Origin of the sequence: Maricaulis sp., from assembly GCF_030149515.1 — a bacterium.
Classification (GTDB): domain Bacteria; phylum Pseudomonadota; class Alphaproteobacteria; order Caulobacterales; family Maricaulaceae; genus Maricaulis.
Genome location: NZ_JASBRI010000029.1, coordinates 1 through 15,588 on the forward strand (window position 1 = coordinate 1; position 15,588 = coordinate 15,588).

12 protein-coding genes are annotated in these 15,588 nt (G+C 65.7%); 4 read left to right on the forward strand and 8 right to left on the reverse strand.

The window, feature by feature from the left end:
- The 3 genes from rpoD to Q1U94_RS13340 form a co-directional block, all read right to left on the reverse strand.
- On the reverse strand, window positions 1–2,056 hold a 2,056-nt coding region (gene rpoD / locus Q1U94_RS13330; protein ID WP_300545553.1), incomplete at its 3' end, for an RNA polymerase sigma factor RpoD.
- A 56-nt stretch (window positions 2,057–2,112) separates the two neighbouring features.
- Window positions 2,113–3,936, reverse strand: coding sequence for a DNA primase (gene dnaG, locus Q1U94_RS13335; protein ID WP_300545555.1), 1,824 nt, complete (start codon window positions 3,934–3,936; stop codon window positions 2,113–2,115).
- A gap of 123 nt (window positions 3,937–4,059) precedes the next feature.
- A complete protein-coding gene (locus tag Q1U94_RS13340) occupies window positions 4,060–4,527 on the reverse strand; it encodes a GatB/YqeY domain-containing protein (RefSeq protein WP_300545556.1) in 468 nt (155 codons plus the stop codon).
- A gap of 366 nt (window positions 4,528–4,893) precedes the next feature.
- Here Q1U94_RS13340 and carA point away from each other — a divergent pair, with 366 nt between their 5' ends.
- Window positions 4,894–6,063: a glutamine-hydrolyzing carbamoyl-phosphate synthase small subunit gene (gene carA / locus Q1U94_RS13345; protein WP_300545557.1), complete on the forward strand. Its 1,170-nt coding sequence runs from the start codon at window positions 4,894–4,896 to the stop codon at window positions 6,061–6,063.
- Between the two features lie 74 nt (window positions 6,064–6,137).
- Window positions 6,138–7,667, forward strand: coding sequence for a peptide ABC transporter substrate-binding protein (locus tag Q1U94_RS13350; protein WP_300545559.1), 1,530 nt, complete (start codon window positions 6,138–6,140; stop codon window positions 7,665–7,667).
- On the opposite strand, the gene Q1U94_RS13355 is transcribed toward Q1U94_RS13350, so the two are convergent.
- Both Q1U94_RS13355 and Q1U94_RS13360 read right to left on the reverse strand, forming a co-directional pair.
- Window positions 7,648–7,884 carry a helix-turn-helix transcriptional regulator gene (locus Q1U94_RS13355; protein WP_300545561.1) on the reverse strand — a complete coding sequence of 79 codons (237 nt, stop codon included), beginning with the start codon at window positions 7,882–7,884 and terminating at the stop codon, window positions 7,648–7,650. The genes Q1U94_RS13350 and Q1U94_RS13355 overlap by 20 nt on opposite strands.
- The gene (locus tag Q1U94_RS13360) at window positions 7,881–8,438 is read right to left on the reverse strand and encodes a DUF2975 domain-containing protein (RefSeq protein ID WP_300545564.1); all 558 of its coding nucleotides are present in this window, start codon (window positions 8,436–8,438) and stop codon (window positions 7,881–7,883) included. The genes Q1U94_RS13355 and Q1U94_RS13360 overlap by 4 nt, the downstream gene beginning before the upstream one ends.
- Before the next feature lie 414 nt (window positions 8,439–8,852).
- Here Q1U94_RS13360 and carB point away from each other — a divergent pair, with 414 nt between their 5' ends.
- Both carB and greA read left to right on the forward strand, forming a co-directional pair.
- Window positions 8,853–12,110: a carbamoyl-phosphate synthase large subunit gene (gene carB / locus Q1U94_RS13365; RefSeq protein ID WP_300545566.1), complete on the forward strand. Its 3,258-nt coding sequence runs from the start codon at window positions 8,853–8,855 to the stop codon at window positions 12,108–12,110.
- A 54-nt stretch (window positions 12,111–12,164) separates the two neighbouring features.
- Window positions 12,165–12,641, forward strand: a complete 477-nt coding sequence (gene greA, locus Q1U94_RS13370; RefSeq protein WP_300545568.1) for a transcription elongation factor GreA — start codon at window positions 12,165–12,167, stop codon at window positions 12,639–12,641.
- 77 nt (window positions 12,642–12,718) lie between these two features.
- On the opposite strand, the gene Q1U94_RS13375 is transcribed toward greA, so the two are convergent.
- The 3 genes from Q1U94_RS13375 to Q1U94_RS13385 form a co-directional block, all read right to left on the reverse strand.
- On the reverse strand, window positions 12,719–13,432 hold the full coding sequence (locus Q1U94_RS13375) for an outer membrane protein OmpK (RefSeq protein ID WP_300545570.1): 714 nt from the start codon (window positions 13,430–13,432) through the stop codon (window positions 12,719–12,721).
- Between the two features lie 139 nt (window positions 13,433–13,571).
- Complete coding sequence (locus Q1U94_RS13380; RefSeq protein ID WP_300545572.1) at window positions 13,572–15,191, reverse strand: peptidoglycan DD-metalloendopeptidase family protein; 1,620 nt, start codon at window positions 15,189–15,191, stop codon at window positions 13,572–13,574.
- The gene (locus Q1U94_RS13385) at window positions 15,188–15,577 is read right to left on the reverse strand and encodes a BlaI/MecI/CopY family transcriptional regulator (RefSeq protein ID WP_300545573.1); all 390 of its coding nucleotides are present in this window, start codon (window positions 15,575–15,577) and stop codon (window positions 15,188–15,190) included. The genes Q1U94_RS13380 and Q1U94_RS13385 overlap by 4 nt, the downstream gene beginning before the upstream one ends.
- Between the last annotated feature and the right edge of the window lie 11 nt (window positions 15,578–15,588).

A 15,588-nucleotide genomic window follows, 5' to 3' on the forward strand; every position in this document is an offset into this window, starting at 1 on the left:
GCTTGCGCAGCGCCTTCGCCTCGATCTGGCGGATGCGTTCGCGGGTGACCGAGAATTGCTGACCGACTTCTTCCAGCGTGTGGTCGGTATTCATGCCGATGCCGAAACGCATGCGCAGGACGCGTTCCTCGCGCGGGGTCAGGCTGGCGAGCACCCGTGTCGTGGTTTCGCGCAGGTTGGCCTGGATCGCGGCGTCGATCGGCAGGACGGCATTCTTGTCCTCGATGAAATCGCCCAGATGGCTGTCTTCCTCGTCGCCGATCGGCGTTTCCAGGGAGATCGGCTCCTTGGCGATCTTCATCACCTTGCGCACCTTCTCCAGCGGCATGGCCAGCTTTTCGGCCAGTTCCTCCGGGGTCGGCTCGCGGCCGATCTCGTGCAGCATCTGACGGCTGGTGCGCACGATCTTGTTGATCGTCTCGATCATGTGCACCGGGATGCGGATGGTCCGCGCCTGATCGGCGATCGAGCGGGTGATGGCCTGACGGATCCACCAGGTGGCATAGGTGGAGAATTTGTAGCCGCGGCGGTATTCGAATTTGTCGACGGCCTTCATCAGGCCGATATTGCCCTCCTGGATGAGATCCAGGAATTGCAGGCCGCGATTGGTGTATTTCTTGGCGATGGAGATCACCAGGCGCAGATTCGCCTCGACCATCTCCTTCTTGGCCACCCGGGCCTCGCGCTCGCCCTTCTGGACGGTGCGCACGATGCGGCGCAGGTCCTCGATCGGCACGCCGGCGCGCTGGGTGAGATCGGCAAGATCGTCGCGGATTTTCGAGGCGTCCGTCGCCTCGCGCTCGATGAAGCGGTCCCAGGCCTTCGACGTGCCCTTCATCGAACCCGGCCAGTCGGGGTTCAGCTCGTTGCCGAAATAGCTGTCCATGAACTGGGCGCGCGGCACGCCATGGGCATCCGCCATGCGCAACAGCTTGCCCTCGAGCGACATGCGCTCCTTGTTGATGGCGTAGAGCTGCTCGACCAGGGCCTCGATACGCGCATTGTTGAGATGCATCGTATTGAGCTGGGTGACGATGGAGTTCTGCAGTCCCTCGTACTTCTCCCGGCTCTGCTTGGTCAGGTCCTTGCCCTCGATGCGCGCGGCGACGAGCTTGTCCTGCAGCTTGCGGAAGGCGGCGAAGTCCGTGGCGATACTGTCCAGGATCTCCATCACGCCTTCGCGCAGCTCGGCCTCCATGGCCGACAGGGACAGGGACGCGCCGTCATCATCGTCGTCGTCCTCATCCTCGTCATCGCCTTCGCCGGAGCCCTCGGCGTCGTCTTCACCGTCCTCGTCATCGTCCTTGGACGGCTTGGCCGGCTTCTCGGCCTCTTCGGCCTCGGGTGCGGCCGGTGCCGGAGCCGGCGCAGCAGCCTCGGCGCCTTCGCCGTCCTCGCCCTCACCCTCACCTTCACCTTCACCTTCGGCCTGCTGGCCGCCATAGGTGGCATCCAGATCGATGATGTCGCGCAGCAGGACCTGGCCTTCCTGCAGCTCGTCGCGCCAGACCATGATGGCTTCGAAGGTCAGCGGGCTTTCGCACAGGCCGCGGATCATCGCGTTGCGGCCGGCTTCAATGCGCTTGGCGATGGCAATCTCGCCCTCGCGGGACAAGAGCTCAACCGAGCCCATTTCGCGCAGATACATGCGCACCGGATCATCGGTACGGTCGGCGGAGGAGCCGGTATTCTGGCCGACGACGGCGGATTTGGACGTGCCGGCCACGGCACGGCTGTCGCTTTCCTCCTCCTCGTCGCCGTCTTCCTCGCCGCTGTCGCCGGACGCGGCCGACGCCTTGCCGTCACCTGCGTCGTCGTCGACATCGGTCTCGCTGTCGACGACATTGATGCCCATTTCCGACAATTGCGCGAGGACGTCCTCGATCTGCTCGGAGGAAAACTCCTCGCTCGGCAGAACGGCGTTCAACTCGTCATGCGTCACATAACCGCGTTTCTTCGCGGTCTTGACCATGTTCTTGACCGACTGGTCCGTCAGGTCCAGCAGCGGACCGTCCTGGTTTTCCGATGCGTCGTTGGCTTCGGCCGTCTTGCTCATCTATTCGTCCCTTGTCGCGCCGCCCTGCAGCGCACAATTCGAATTCATCTTCCGCATCAGGACGGTTCGGAGCGAGAGGTTTCCCGGCGCCAGGCTTCAACCAGCCGCCGTACACTCTCCGAATCGTCCCTGCCAATTTCTTCGTTCAGCCGCGCGCGGATCTCGTCACGCCGGCGCTGTGCCTCGCTCCGTTCCATATAGGCCGCCGCCAGACGCGTCCAAGCCTCCGTCCTCGACGTCAAGGATGCTTCATTGCCGCCCAGTGCCGCCCGCATGGGTCCGCGCTCTCCGTCCAACCGCTTCAACATCGCCGCGTATCCGGCCTCGGCCAATCTGGCCCTAAGCGTGTCGGTTTGCACAGACTGCCCAGAAGAGCAGGCGTCTAAAACGGCGTCGCGCAACGAGTCAAGCGAACCGAGAGGCAAAAGCGCAAGTGTTTCCACCTGATCGAGCGCAATATCCGGATATTCTATGACCGCCAGCAGCAGAAGACGGGCATCCGCCGCCCCCGGCGCCGGCCGTGCGGCGCGCTTGAGACCCGGTGTCGCGCCCAGCCTGGGCAGGCGCCCCGAGCCGCGGCGCTGAAAACCGGACTTCGGCCGCGCTCCGAACAGCGCCTCCATGCGCGTGTCGAATTCGCGTTTGTACTCTTCGCGTATATCGGTATCGGCGATCTGCGAGACAAGAGCCCGGATACGGCGCCGGAACCCGGCGCGGCGGTCGGGATCGTCCAGCGGTTCCAGATTGACCTCGCGCTCCCAGAGCAGATCCGCCAGGGACCGCGTTTCCGTGAAGACGGCGCGCAGGGCGTTCGGTCCCTCCTCGCGCAGCATGTCGTCGGGATCCTTGCCCTCGGGCATGAAGGCAAAGCGCAGCGTCTTGCCCGGCTGCAACAGCGGCAGGGCCCGGTCGGCCGCCTTGAACGCCGCCGCACGCCCGGCACCGTCCCCGTCCAGGCACATCACCGGCTCGCCGCCGGCGCGCCAGAGGAGCTGGATCTGGTCTTCGGTTACGGCTGTCCCCAGCGGGGCCACGCCATGCTCCAGCCCGGCCCGGGCCAGGGCGATCACGTCGAGATAACCCTCGGCGACGATCAGGCCGCGAATGTCCTGCTTGGGATCGGAGGCCGCCTTGCGGGCCTCGGGATAGCGGTAGAGGACCGAGCCCTTGTGAAAGACCGGCGTTTCCGGCGAGTTGAGATATTTCGCCCGCGCCTCCTTCGACAGCGCCCGCCCGCCGAACGCCACCAGCCGCCCCCGCGGATCATGGATCGGGAACATGATGCGGTCGCGGAACCGGTCATAGGGCGAGCCCGTATCCGGCTGGATCAGCAGGCCGCACTCGATCAGGTCCTCCACCGGTGCACCGGCGGTGACGAGTTCGTCCTTCAGCGCCGTGCGCCCGTCGGGCGCATAGCCGATGCCGAAACGCCTGCAATCCTCGCCGGTCAGCCCGCGGCTCTTGAGATAGGTGCGCGCCGTTTCGCCGGCCGGTCCGAACAGGGCCCGCTGGTAGAACGCCTGGGCCGCCTCCATCCATTCCACCAGCGATTTGCGGTGCACACTCTTTTCGGCGGCCTGCGGATCGGGATCGGGCAGGCGCAGCCCCGCCTCGCCGGCCAGACGCTCGGCCGCCTCCATGAAGGACAAGCCCTCCATCTCCTCCAGCCAGGTGAAGACATCGCCATGCTTGCCCGAGGCGAAGCAATGATAGAAGCGCTTGTCGTCATTGACGAAAAAGGAGGGCGTGCGCTCCTTCTTGAAGGGCGAGAGGCCGACGAATTCACGCCCCTGGCGCTTGAGCGGAACCGAGCGGCCGATCAGGTCCGACGGACGAATCCGCGCCTTGATCTCGTCGATGAAGTCATCGCTCAGCCGCATGGAAACAAGTCCGCCTCATGACCCCGGGGTCCAGCCGGACATGATGCGCCGGATTGCCGGTGGCGTCACGCGGAGAGTCAGGGCTGCGGAGCGACACGTCCCTTAAGGGAACGCGGCCCTGGCCTACGCCGCACCCGCCAGCAGGTGTTTCACCTTGGCGCCGGCCTGGCCGAAATCCATACGGCCGGCATAGCGGGTTTTCAGCTCGCCCATGACGCGGCCCATATCCTTCAGGCCGGAGGCTTCCAGCTCGTGCACGACAGTTTCCGCGGCCTGTTCGATCTCGGCCTCGTCCATCGGCCTGGGCAGGAATTCGCGGACCACTTCGGCTTCCGCGCGCTCGGCTTCGGCCAGATCGAGACGGCCGGCCTTTTCATAGGTGTCGGCGCTGTCCTCGCGCTGCTTCACCAGCTTTTGCAGGATGGACAGGATCTCGGTGTCCTCGCATCCGGCGCAGCGATCCTCGGCGCGCGCCGCGATGTCGCGGTCCTTTACCGCCGCCGAGATCAGGCGCAGCGTCGACAGGCGCGCCTTGTCCCCGGCCTTCATGGCGGATTTCATTTCTTCAGTAATGCGGTCACGAAGCGACATGGGTCAACTCATCCATTCTGGGTGGCGTCCGGCCACCCGACAGGAGATTTCCGGTGTGGAGAACTTTTCTTGCGCGTCTCTTAAGCTGCGCCATTGTTTCGAGCGATTAAGGTCTTTTCCTGACATCGACGCTGGCGGGGCCGAATGCCCCCGAAACGAGGGCCGGGGGAATATTCCCATGTCGGAAAAGAATCAAGCCCCAATCATAAAGCGGTCATAAAGCGTGATCGAAAACCCGGCATGCGAAGTTGCAGGTATTGACCGCGGCGGGCGAAGAGACTAGCGAAGCGCCCGTTTACCCGGACGTTGCCCGGGCGCCGATTCCCGCGCGCGCCGCCGCCGTCCCGCCAGGCCCGGAGTCGCCCCATGACGCAAGACATCCCGACCCAAGCAACCGGTGCGATCGCCCTCGCCGACGGTGAGGTCCTGTTCGGTTTCGGTGCCGGCGCGGCCGGCATGGCAATCGGCGAGATCTGCTTCAACACGGCGATGACCGGGCATCAGGAAATCCTGGCGGACCCGTCCTATGCCGGTCAGGTGGTGTGTTTCACCTCCCCCCATGTCGGCAATGTGGGCGCCAATGCGGAAGACGAGGAAGCCGCCTCCGAACCTGCCCGCCATGCCGCGGTCGGCATGATCTCGCGTGCGACGATCACACCGCCGGCCAATTGGCGCGCCGAGCAGAGTTTCGACGAATGGCTGCGCACACGCGGCATTGTCGCCCTGACCGGCGTCGACACCCGCGCGCTTACCCGCCGCATCCGGGAAAAGGGCATGACGATGTGCGCCATCGCACACGACCCCAATGGCCGGATAGACGTTGAGGCCCTCAAGGCCGCCGCGGCGAAGGCACCTAGCATGGAAGGCCGCGAGCTCGCCGCCGATGTCGCCCGCGCCGAGCCCGGCGACTGGGACGAAGGCACGTGGACGCGGGGCGAAGGCTACGCCGCAGGGCCTGAGGACGGGCCGCGCGTCGTCGTGCTCGATTATGGCGTCAAGGCCAACATCCTGCGCCTGCTCGTCGGGGCCGGCGCCCGGGTCGCCGTACTGCCGGGCAAGGCCTCCTTCGAGGACGTCAAGGCGCTCAATCCCGACGGTGTGGTTTTCTCCAACGGCCCGGGCGATCCCGCCGAGACCGGCAAATATGCCCTGCCCACGATCAGGGCGGTGCTGGACGCCGGCATCCCGGCCCTGGGCATCTGCCTGGGCCACCAGATGCTGGCCCTGGCCATCGGTGCCAGGACCGCGAAAATGCCCCAGGGCCATCACGGCGCCAATCACCCGGTGAAGAACCACGAGACCGGGCAGGTCGAGATCGTGTCGATGAATCACGGCTTCGCCGTCGACGGCACCACCCTGCCCGCCAACGCCGTGGAGACCCATGTCTCCCTGTTCGACGGCTCCAATTCCGGCTTCAAGCTTACCGACAAGCCGGTCTGGGCGGTCCAGCACCACCCGGAGGCCTCCCCCGGCCCGCAGGACAGTTTCGGCGTGTTCGACCGTTTTGTCGGCGCGCTGGCGAAAGCCGAGGCGTAGTTTCTTCCCTCCCCGCGAGCGGGGAAGAAAGAACTCGGCCTTCCCTCCTCCGCAAATCGCGCCATGATGGCGCGATGCTCAATCGCCGCGCCCTCCTTGCCGCGTCTGCCGCTACCGGCCTTGCCGCCTGCGGCCGCCGGGCCGCACCTGAAAACCTCTTGCGGGTGGCGACCACAAGCCTGCCCGACAGCCTCGACCCCGCGCGCGGCGAATTCGCCGCAGCGGCACTCGTCTACAAGCAGATCCATGCCGGGCTCACCGAATATGCGTCAGACGGCTCTGTGGCGCCGGGCCTGGCCGAGCGCTGGACGGTCTCGCCCGACGGGCTCAGCTGGACCTTTCATCTGCGCGAGGGCTTGGCCTGGTCGGACGGGCATCCGCTGGATGCGCATACGGTGGCCTGGTCGGCGCGCCGTTTCGTCGACCCCGGACAGAGCCTGGCCAATCTCGGCGACTTCTTTCATGCCGTCGCCAATGCCCGCGCCATCCAGGCCGGCGAGGCGGCGCCGGACCGGCTGGGTGTCGAGGCCCTGGATGCGCGCCGGGTGGTATTCCGGCTGTCCACCCCGCTGGGCCTCTTTCCCATCCTGATGCGCGAATTCTACCCGTTCCCGCGCCATGTCGTCGAACGGGCGGGGCTGAACTGGGTGCGGCCGGAAAACATCGTGACCGCAGGCGCCTATACCGTGACCGGGGAGAGCCAGCTGCATCTCGACCTGGCCAGGAACCCGCACTATTACGCCGCCGACAACGTCGCGGTTCCGGCGATCCGCATCGATGCAGTGCGCGACGACGCCACCCGTACCCGGCTTTTCCGGGCCGGGGATTTCGACCTGGCCGACAGTCCGCCGCCGAACCAGATCGCCTTTCTGCGCCAACGTCTGGGCGAACGTTTCCGGAGTTTCGACGCGCCGATCCTGCGCTATCTCAAACTCAACCATGCCCGGCCGACGCTGGCCGATGTGCGGGCACGGCGGGCCCTGTCCCGGGCCATAGACCGCGAATTCATTGCCGAGAACTTCTTTGCCGGCACGGCCCGCCCCACTCATCACGTCATCCCGCGCGAAGCGCCGGCCGATCCCCTCGCACGCCGCGGCGCGGCATTGAGCCCGCCCGTCGATCCCGACCTGCCTGAACGGGTGGAAATCCGCACCACGACCGGCGTCAATGAACAGATCGCCATCGCCATTGCCGACGACTGGAACCGGCTCGGGGTCGGGACCGAGCTTCTGGTGACCTATCCCACCGATCTCTACCAGGCCGTCGATGCCGGCGAATTCGACATCGCCGTGGCCAGCTTCAATCGCGGCCTCAAGACCGATCCCTTCTTCATGCTCGACCCGTTCGCACCGGGCGGTTTTGCCGACAATTTCAACTGGGAAGACGACGAGTTCGCCCGCACCATGGCGACAGCCCGGGCCGAAAGCGATCCGGCCTCACGCGCGCTCGCCTACCGCATGGCCGAAACCCGCCTGCTGGACGAACAGGCCATCATCCCCCTGCTGCACGAACGCGCCCACTGGCTGGTCGGCGAGCGGGTCGCCGGCACGCGCGGGGACGTGCAGCCCATGCTGTGGCGGGACCTCAGCCTTCGCTCCGCCTGAATTCGAACAATTCCCCCGGCTGGCAGTCCAGCACGTCGCACAGCGCAATCAGGGTGGAAAAGCGGATCCCCTTGATCTTGCCGGTCTTGATCATGGACAGCGCCTGTTCGGAAACACCGACCTGGTCGGCCAGCTCCTTCGAACGCATCTTGCGGCGCGCCAGCAGCACGTCGAGATGCACCACGATCTCGCCGGCGGGAGTCCCGGTCCCGTTCACAGGATCAGCTCCAGCTCCTCATGCCGCCGGCGGCCTTCCGCCAGGATGTGGGCGATGAGGAAGAAGACCAGCGCCAGGCCGATGGCCCGGACATGGTCGGATCCCAGGGCAATCTCCAGAGCATTGGGCACGTTCGGATTGGAAACCGACAGGTAGACGCCCATCAGCGTATGCTCGAAAGGCGCCCAGATCGCATTGACGAGGCTGGCCAGGGCAAATTGCCGGAAACCGCTCACCGCTCCGGCAGAGAAATACCGGCCTTCCGCGCACGCCCGGAACAGATCGCGCAGCCCCATGAGACCGTAGAGCGCGACCAGCAGCGCCACCGTGGCGATGCCCGCGGCGCCCAGGCGCAGGGGCCAGACGAACCAGTCCAGCCCGCCGCCGAACCCGTTGCCGGGCACCTGGCCGGACCGGCCGATCATCTCGAATACGCCGGGCCACAGCCACGGCCCCCAGGCCATCAGCGGCATGACAGCCATGAGACCGAGCGTGGCGGCGGAGAGGAAACGGCTGAGGCCGCGAATGCGGCTGTCGTGGGCGGTTTCGGGCAAGGACACGTCCATGAATTAAAGTTTAACTTGAATTTATTCCGAGATTAGTTGAATCGTACCGCATCGGCAATCGGGAGCATGACCGTGATTTTCACCCCCCAGCCGTCGCGGTATGTGTCTGTTCGTTCGTATCCCCGCCCCCTTCCTCACACACGGGGTGAAGGCTGCAGCAAACCCTCCCGGTTGCCGAGCCTGTCCCGCCCGCGGAAAGCGGCCATCCGAACTACTCATTTTCATATTTAATTCAGATATTTATCCTCATACACACCGAAAGTCACAGTTTCCCCCTTACCTTCTCCGCGATTCCGCGATAGGTACCCGCTTCAGCATCAAAACCGACGCCACCTGCACGGCCTCCCGGAACCGGGGTGCCGCGACGGGTGCGCGCGCACGCAGACGAAGGCCCGAACGCCCATGCCCAAACGCACCGACATCGAAAGCATCCTGATCATCGGCGCCGGCCCCATCGTCATCGGCCAGGCCTGCGAGTTCGATTATTCCGGGGTGCAGGCGGTCAAGGCGCTGAAATCCGAGGGCTACCGGGTCATCCTGGTGAATTCGAACCCGGCGACGATCATGACCGATCCGGAATTGGCCGATGCCACCTATATCGAACCGATCACGCCGGAAATGGTCGCCAAGGTGATCGAGAAGGAACGCCCCGACGCGCTCCTGCCGACCATGGGCGGCCAGACCGCGCTCAATTGCGCGCTGGAACTGGACAAGCGCGGCGTGCTTGACCTGTTCGGCGTGGAAATGATCGGCGCCCGCGCCGACGTCATCGACAAGGCGGAGAACCGCGAACGCTTCCGCACAGCCATGGACAAGATCGGGCTGGAAAGCCCGCGCTCGCGCACCGTTCACTCCATGGCCGAGGCCGAGGCAGTGATGTCGGAGATCGGCCTGCCGACCATCATCCGTCCCTCCTTCACCCTGGGCGGCACCGGCGGCGGCATCGCCTACAATGTGGAGGAATACGAAGAGATCTGCCGCAACGGTCTCTATGCCTCGCCGGTCAACGAGATCCTGGTCGAGGAATCCATTGTCGGCTGGAAGGAATTCGAGATGGAGGTCGTCCGCGACAAGGCGGACAATTGCATCATCGTCTGCTCGATCGAGAATATCGACCCGATGGGCGTGCATACCGGCGACAGTATCACCGTCGCCCCGGCCCTCACCCTGACCGACAAGGAATACCAGATCATGCGCTCGGCTTCGCTGGCCGTGCTGCGCGAGATCGGGGTTGAGACGGGCGGCTCGAACGTGCAGTTCGCCGTCAATCCGGAAGACGGCCGCATGGTCGTCATCGAGATGAATCCGCGCGTCTCGCGCTCCTCGGCGCTGGCGTCCAAGGCCACCGGATTCCCCATCGCCAAGGTCGCCGCCAAGCTGGCCGTGGGCTATACGCTGGACGAAATCGCCAACGATATCACCGATGGTGCCACTCCGGCCTCGTTCGAGCCGACCATCGACTATGTCGTCACCAAGATCCCGCGCTTTGCCTTCGAGAAATATCCCGGCGCCGACAATCGCCTGTCCACTTCGATGAAGTCCGTCGGCGAGGCGATGGCTATCGGCCGGACCTTCCAGGAAAGCATGCAGAAAGCGCTGCGCTCGATGGAGACCGGGCTGGCCGGGTTCGACGATGTCGAGATCCCCGGCGTCGTCGAGGCCGCCAATGAGGACGCCCGCAAGGAAGCCGTGCGCGCCGCCCTCTCGGTGGCCACGCCCGACCGCCTGCGCGTCATCGCCCAGGCCTTCCGCGAAGGGTTGAGCGTGGACGAGGTCCAGGCCGCCTCGCTTTACGAGCCCTGGTTCCTGCGCCAGATCGAGGCCCTCGTCCATACGGAGGAAGACATCGCCACCTTCGGCCTGCCGGAGACGGCAGAGAAGTTCCGCGCCCTCAAGGCCATGGGCTTTTCCGATGCCCGCCTGGGCCAGCTGGTGAAAAAGGACGAGGCCGCGGTGCGCAAGGCCCGTCGCGCGCTGGGCGTGCGCCCCGTGTTCAAGCGCGTGGATACGTGCGCAGCCGAGTTCTTTGCCGCGACGCCCTACATGTATTCGTCCTACGAGAGCCCGGCCTTCGGCGGCCAGGCCGATTGCGAAAGCGATCCGTCGGACAAGCAGAAGGCCATCATCCTGGGCGGCGGCCCGAACCGGATCGGCCAGGGTATCGAGTTCGACTATTGCTGCTGCCATGCCGCCTTCGCCTTCGGCGAAATGGACATCGAATCGATCATGGTGAACTGCAACCCCGAGACTGTCTCGACCGACTACGACACCGCCGACCGGCTCTATTTCGAGCCGCTGACGATCGAGGACACGCTCGAACTCATCGAGACCGAACGCGCCCGTGGCACGCTTCTGGGCGTGGTGGTCCAGTATGGCGGCCAGACCCCGCTCAAGCTCGCCGGCGAGCTGGAAGCCGAGGGCGTGCCCATCCTGGGCACCGCGCCCGACGCCATCGACCTGGCCGAGGACCGCTGGCGCTTCAAGGACCTGCTGGACAGGCTGAACCTGAAACAGCCGCCCAACGCCATCGCCTCCTCGGAAGACCAGGCCCGCGCGGAAGCGGAAAAGCTGGGCTTCCCCCTCGTTCTGCGCCCCTCCTATGTGCTGGGCGGCCGGGCGATGGAGATCATCCGCGAGATCGACAGTTTCGACCGCTATCTGCGCGAGGCCGTCCACGTCTCGGGCAAGTCTCCGCTGCTGCTCGACCGCTATCTCACCGACGCCGACGAGATCGATGTCGACGCCATCTGCGACGGCGAGGATGTCTGGGTCGCCGGCGTGATGCAGCATATCGAGGAAGCCGGCGTGCACTCGGGCGACAGCGCCTGCTCGCTGCCGCCCTACAACCTGCCGCAGGAAACCATCGACGAGCTGAAGGCCGAGGCCGTTGCCATGGCAAGGGCGATCGGCGTGAAGGGGCTGATGAACGTCCAGTTCGCCGTCAAGAACGGCGAGATCTACGTGCTGGAGGTCAATCCGCGCGCCTCGCGCACCGTACCCTTCGTGGCCAAGGCCATCGGCCAGCCGGTCGCCAAGATCGCCGCCAAGGTGATGGCCGGCGCCAAGCTGAAGGAGTTCGGCCTCAAGGACCCGGCTCCGAAACATGTCTCGGTCAAGGAAGCGGTGATGCCCTGGGCCCGCTTCCCCGGTGTCGACCCGGTATTGGGCCCGGAAATGCGCTCGACCGGCGAGGTGATGGGGATCGACACCATGTTCGAGGCCGCCTTCGCCAAGGCCGAACTGGGTGCCGGTGTGAGACTGCCGCGCTCGGGCGGGGTCTTCATCTCGCTCAAGGAAAGCGACAAGGCAGGCATGATCGAACCGTCGCGCGTGCTCGTCATGCTGGGTTTCAAGATCCTGGCCACCGGCGGCACGGCCTCGGTGCTGGAAGAGGCCGGCGTGCCGGTAACCCGCGTCAACAAGGTGTTCGAGGGCCGGCCGCACATCGTCGACCTGATGAAGAATGGCGAGGTACAGCTGATCTTCAACACCACCGAGGGACGCCAGTCGCATCTGGACAGCTATTCCATCCGCCGCACGGCGCTGGACATGAAAATCCCGTGCTACACGACCGCTTCGGCCGCACGGGCCGCCATCCTGTCGCTACGGCGCATCGATGACGGCGCGCTTGAACCGATGGCCCTGCAGACCTACTCTTGATGGTCAACTTCGCGGAGGCTAGCCTGTCTCCCGCTCCCGAAGAAATGTGGTCGTATGAACAAGATCCCGATGACCGTCGCCGGGCATAAAGCCCTCGACGAAGAGCTGAAACGTCTGAAGACGGTCGAACGCCCGGCCGTGATCGCCGCCATCGCCGAAGCGCGCGAACATGGCGATCTGTCCGAAAATGCGGAATATCACGCCGCGAAGGAACGCCAGGGCTATATCGAGGGCCGCGTCACCGAGCTGGAAGACAAGCTCGCCCGCGCCCAGGTCATCGACACCTCGAAAATGTCCGGCGACCAGGTCAAGTTCGGCGCCACGGTGACCGTTCTGGACGAGGACACCGAAGAGGAATCGACCTACCAGATCGTCGGCGATGACGAGTCGGATGTTAAATCGGGCAAGATCTCCATTTCCTCGCCGATCGCCCGCGCGATGATCAACAAGGAAGTCGGAGACGTCGTCGAGGTGAATGCACCCGGCGGGCTGAAGAGCTACGAGATCATGTCGGTGGAGTGGGGCGCCTAGACATTTCATCCCGACAGGCTGAGGGTTTCAACCGGCGCTCCTTCGGGGCGCCGGCTTGTTTTTGCCTCGCCTTCTGCCTATCCCAGCGTCCATTTCAGCTGCAGCTGGGCAACGCGCTCATCGACACCGGGCACGCCGAACTTGTTGCGCCAGTACTGATATTCCACGCCCAGATAGAGCCCGTCGGTTTCTGGCACCTGCCATAACAGGCGCGGCACAACGAGCTGGTGGGCCGTTCCGGCCCCCTCGCCACCGGCCAGGTCGGCAAAGCCTTCGGTGAGAAACGCCTGCCCGCCGATCCGGAACGAGCGGTTCCAGACGAGGGTCCACTGCCAGGTCGACCCCGGCCGCTCCGGATCGTTCCGGTGATAGGCGTGCACTCTCAGAAAACGGAATCCGGGCACGTCGAGGTCCGCCGCCAGCCCGGCCAGCCTCCGGTCCAGGCCCTCATCGCCCAGTTCGAAATTGGTTGCGATGTAAATGTCACGTACGGCAGGGAAGGCGATATCCCGGCCGGTCATCCGGGACAGGGAGAAACGCGGGGACACCTCGCCATAGACGCCGCGCTGGCCATCATCACCCCATGTGACATCGGCGAACAGGAAGAGGTCTCCGAAGCGCCACCGATTGGCATGCTCGATCGTGACGATGGTGCGCCGCCTGTCGCCGAGCTCATAGTCGAACCCGCGCAGCAGCTGGACATTTTCCGTATGCCACTCGACGAACCCCTGAGCGTGGCCAGCCCCGGCAAGGAGGCCGGCAAGACAGGCTGAAACGGCAATGCACCGCATGTCACGCCTCCCGGGACGGCACCGCCGTCAAGGATACCCGGAAGCGCGAAAGGGGGAAGCAGTTTCCGCGGGAACCGGCCTTTGCCACCGGCGCTTCCCCCAACCCTGCCGTCGGTGTTTCGACGAGCAGGCGGTGCCCCTACAGGCCCGGCACCACGCCGGCCGGATCCAGGCGCTCGCCGTCATGGTGCAGTTCCACATGCACGTGCGGGCCGGTGGAACGGCCGGTCGACCCGACACGGCCGATCTGCTGGCCGGGCGAGACGTGATCGCCCAACGCCACATCGAAGCCTTCCATGTGGGCATAGACGGTCTGCCAGCCATTGCCGTGATCGATGGCAATGGTGTTGCCCCAGGCGGCATTGCCGTTGAACCCGGCCGCAGCATGGACAATCACACCCGCACCCGGCGCGACGATAGGCGTGCCGCGTTCGGCAGCGATGTCGATGCCATGATGGAAGGCCGGAGCACCGGCCGGGCGGGCGGGACGATCGCCATAACGGCTGGTGATACGCCCGTGCGCAACCCGGTGGGTCAGGCTCGGCGCAACCGCAGGGGTGGCACGGCTGGCCGGCTGCCGCGCAGCAGGTGCGGTATGAGGCTCGGAACGGGGTGCGGCGTGCGGTTCGGCATGAGGCTCGGCATGCGGTTCGGCTTCGGGTTCCGGCACGGCAGCGGTCTCGCGGAAATGATCGTCATCTGCAATGGCCATTGAACCGGCGGCCGACACATGCAGGCTCTTACCGCGGACCGGGTTCACCGCTTCGACGGGTTCGTTGACGATGCGCCTTTCGGTCACCAGGGCCTGGGCGCCGGCGATGGGAACGGCGCTGGCCAGGATGGTGGCGGCGAGCCAGACGGCGCGGCTCTTCCGCGCCGCCCGAGCGGTCATGATGGCTTTGATTCGCATTTCCCGGTGTCTCCTGTTGGATGGTCCGAAGGCGGAGACGGCCGGGGCCGCACACCGCATCATGTCGATCAGCGCGGCCGCATAGGCCTTGCGCTGCGCGCCCCCCAGCGCATTCAGGGCCTCGCGGTCGCAAGCGATTTCGCGCGCCGCATTCAGTTCGCGTTCGATCTGGCGCAGCGGCCAGTTGAACCAGTTGACCGCGATCAGGGCCGCACCGACCAGCCGGTCACGTTCGTCGCCGCGGCGCAGATGGCAGAGTTCGTGAATGAGGGCGTAGTGCAGCGTGTCGCGCTGTTCCACCAGGTCCTGCGGCACGATCACGATGCCGCGCCACCCCGTCAGAAAGGGCGTGACACCGGCAGGACCGACGCGCATTTCCGGTGCGCGTACGCCGATCCGGCCTGCAAGGGCTTCCAGCGGCCGGCGCTCCTGTGGCGAGGCCGGGCGCGTGCGCGCCAGGAGGCGATTGCGGGCGATATGGCGGGTTGCGGCGATCAGCAGCGCCAGGACGAGTCCAGCGCAATAGGCCAGGCCCAGCAATACGGGCAAGGACGGCAGGGGGACCGGCGGGGCCGGCATATCCGCTGCCGCCGCCATCGCCGGGTACGACGGGACCGGCGTGGCCATGGATAGCTCCAGCCCCACGGGCGCGGCGGCTGTTTGCGGCACGAGATAGATCAGGGGCGCCAGGACGAGCGGCAAGAGGGCTACGAGGCGGGCCGTACGCCAGACGGCCACTTCGGCGCCATGGATGCGGTTGCGCAGGCCATGGCCGAGCAGCCAGGCGGCCATGGCCGCAAGAACGGACAGGCCGGCTCCGGCCAGAAGCGCATCGAGCAATCCGGTCATCGCTGCGCCTCCCCGTCGGGCTCGCCATCCTCGAGCAGACGCGTCAGCGCCTCGGCCTCCTCTTCGGTGAAGAGACGGCTGCCGGCAAAGGCGGTGCCGGGAAGCGGACCGTCCATGTCCAGCACGTTGGCGGCGAAATCGCGGATCATCCGGCCCATGAGCGAGACCTTCTCCGCCGTCGCCTCGAACACGGAGAGCCCGTGCACATCCTTGCGCGCGATAAGGCCCTTCTCGGTCATCCGCGTCAGCAATGTACGCGTGGTGGAATAGGACCAGCCGGTGGCCTCGCCGATGCCCGTCTGGACCTCGCGCGCGCTTTGCGGCCCGGCGGACCAAAGATGCTTCAGGACGGCCAGCTCGGCCTGGGAGGGTGCGGAGGACGTCATGACATTTCCTG

Coding starts and splice junctions, on each gene's coding strand:
- dnaG (WP_300545555.1), bottom strand. CDS start 3,936: ATGCGGCTGAGCGATGACTTCATCGACGAGATCAAGGCGCGGATTCGT.
- Q1U94_RS13340 (WP_300545556.1), bottom strand. CDS start 4,527: ATGTCGCTTCGTGACCGCATTACTGAAGAAATGAAATCCGCCATGAAG.
- carA (WP_300545557.1), top strand. CDS start 4,894: ATGACGCAAGACATCCCGACCCAAGCAACCGGTGCGATCGCCCTCGCC.
- Q1U94_RS13350 (WP_300545559.1), top strand. CDS start 6,138: ATGCTCAATCGCCGCGCCCTCCTTGCCGCGTCTGCCGCTACCGGCCTT.
- carB (WP_300545566.1), top strand. CDS start 8,853: ATGCCCAAACGCACCGACATCGAAAGCATCCTGATCATCGGCGCCGGC.
- greA (WP_300545568.1), top strand. CDS start 12,165: ATGAACAAGATCCCGATGACCGTCGCCGGGCATAAAGCCCTCGACGAA.
- Q1U94_RS13375 (WP_300545570.1), bottom strand. CDS start 13,432: ATGCGGTGCATTGCCGTTTCAGCCTGTCTTGCCGGCCTCCTTGCCGGG.
- Q1U94_RS13380 (WP_300545572.1), bottom strand. CDS start 15,191: ATGACCGGATTGCTCGATGCGCTTCTGGCCGGAGCCGGCCTGTCCGTT.
- Q1U94_RS13385 (WP_300545573.1), bottom strand. CDS start 15,577: ATGACGTCCTCCGCACCCTCCCAGGCCGAGCTGGCCGTCCTGAAGCAT.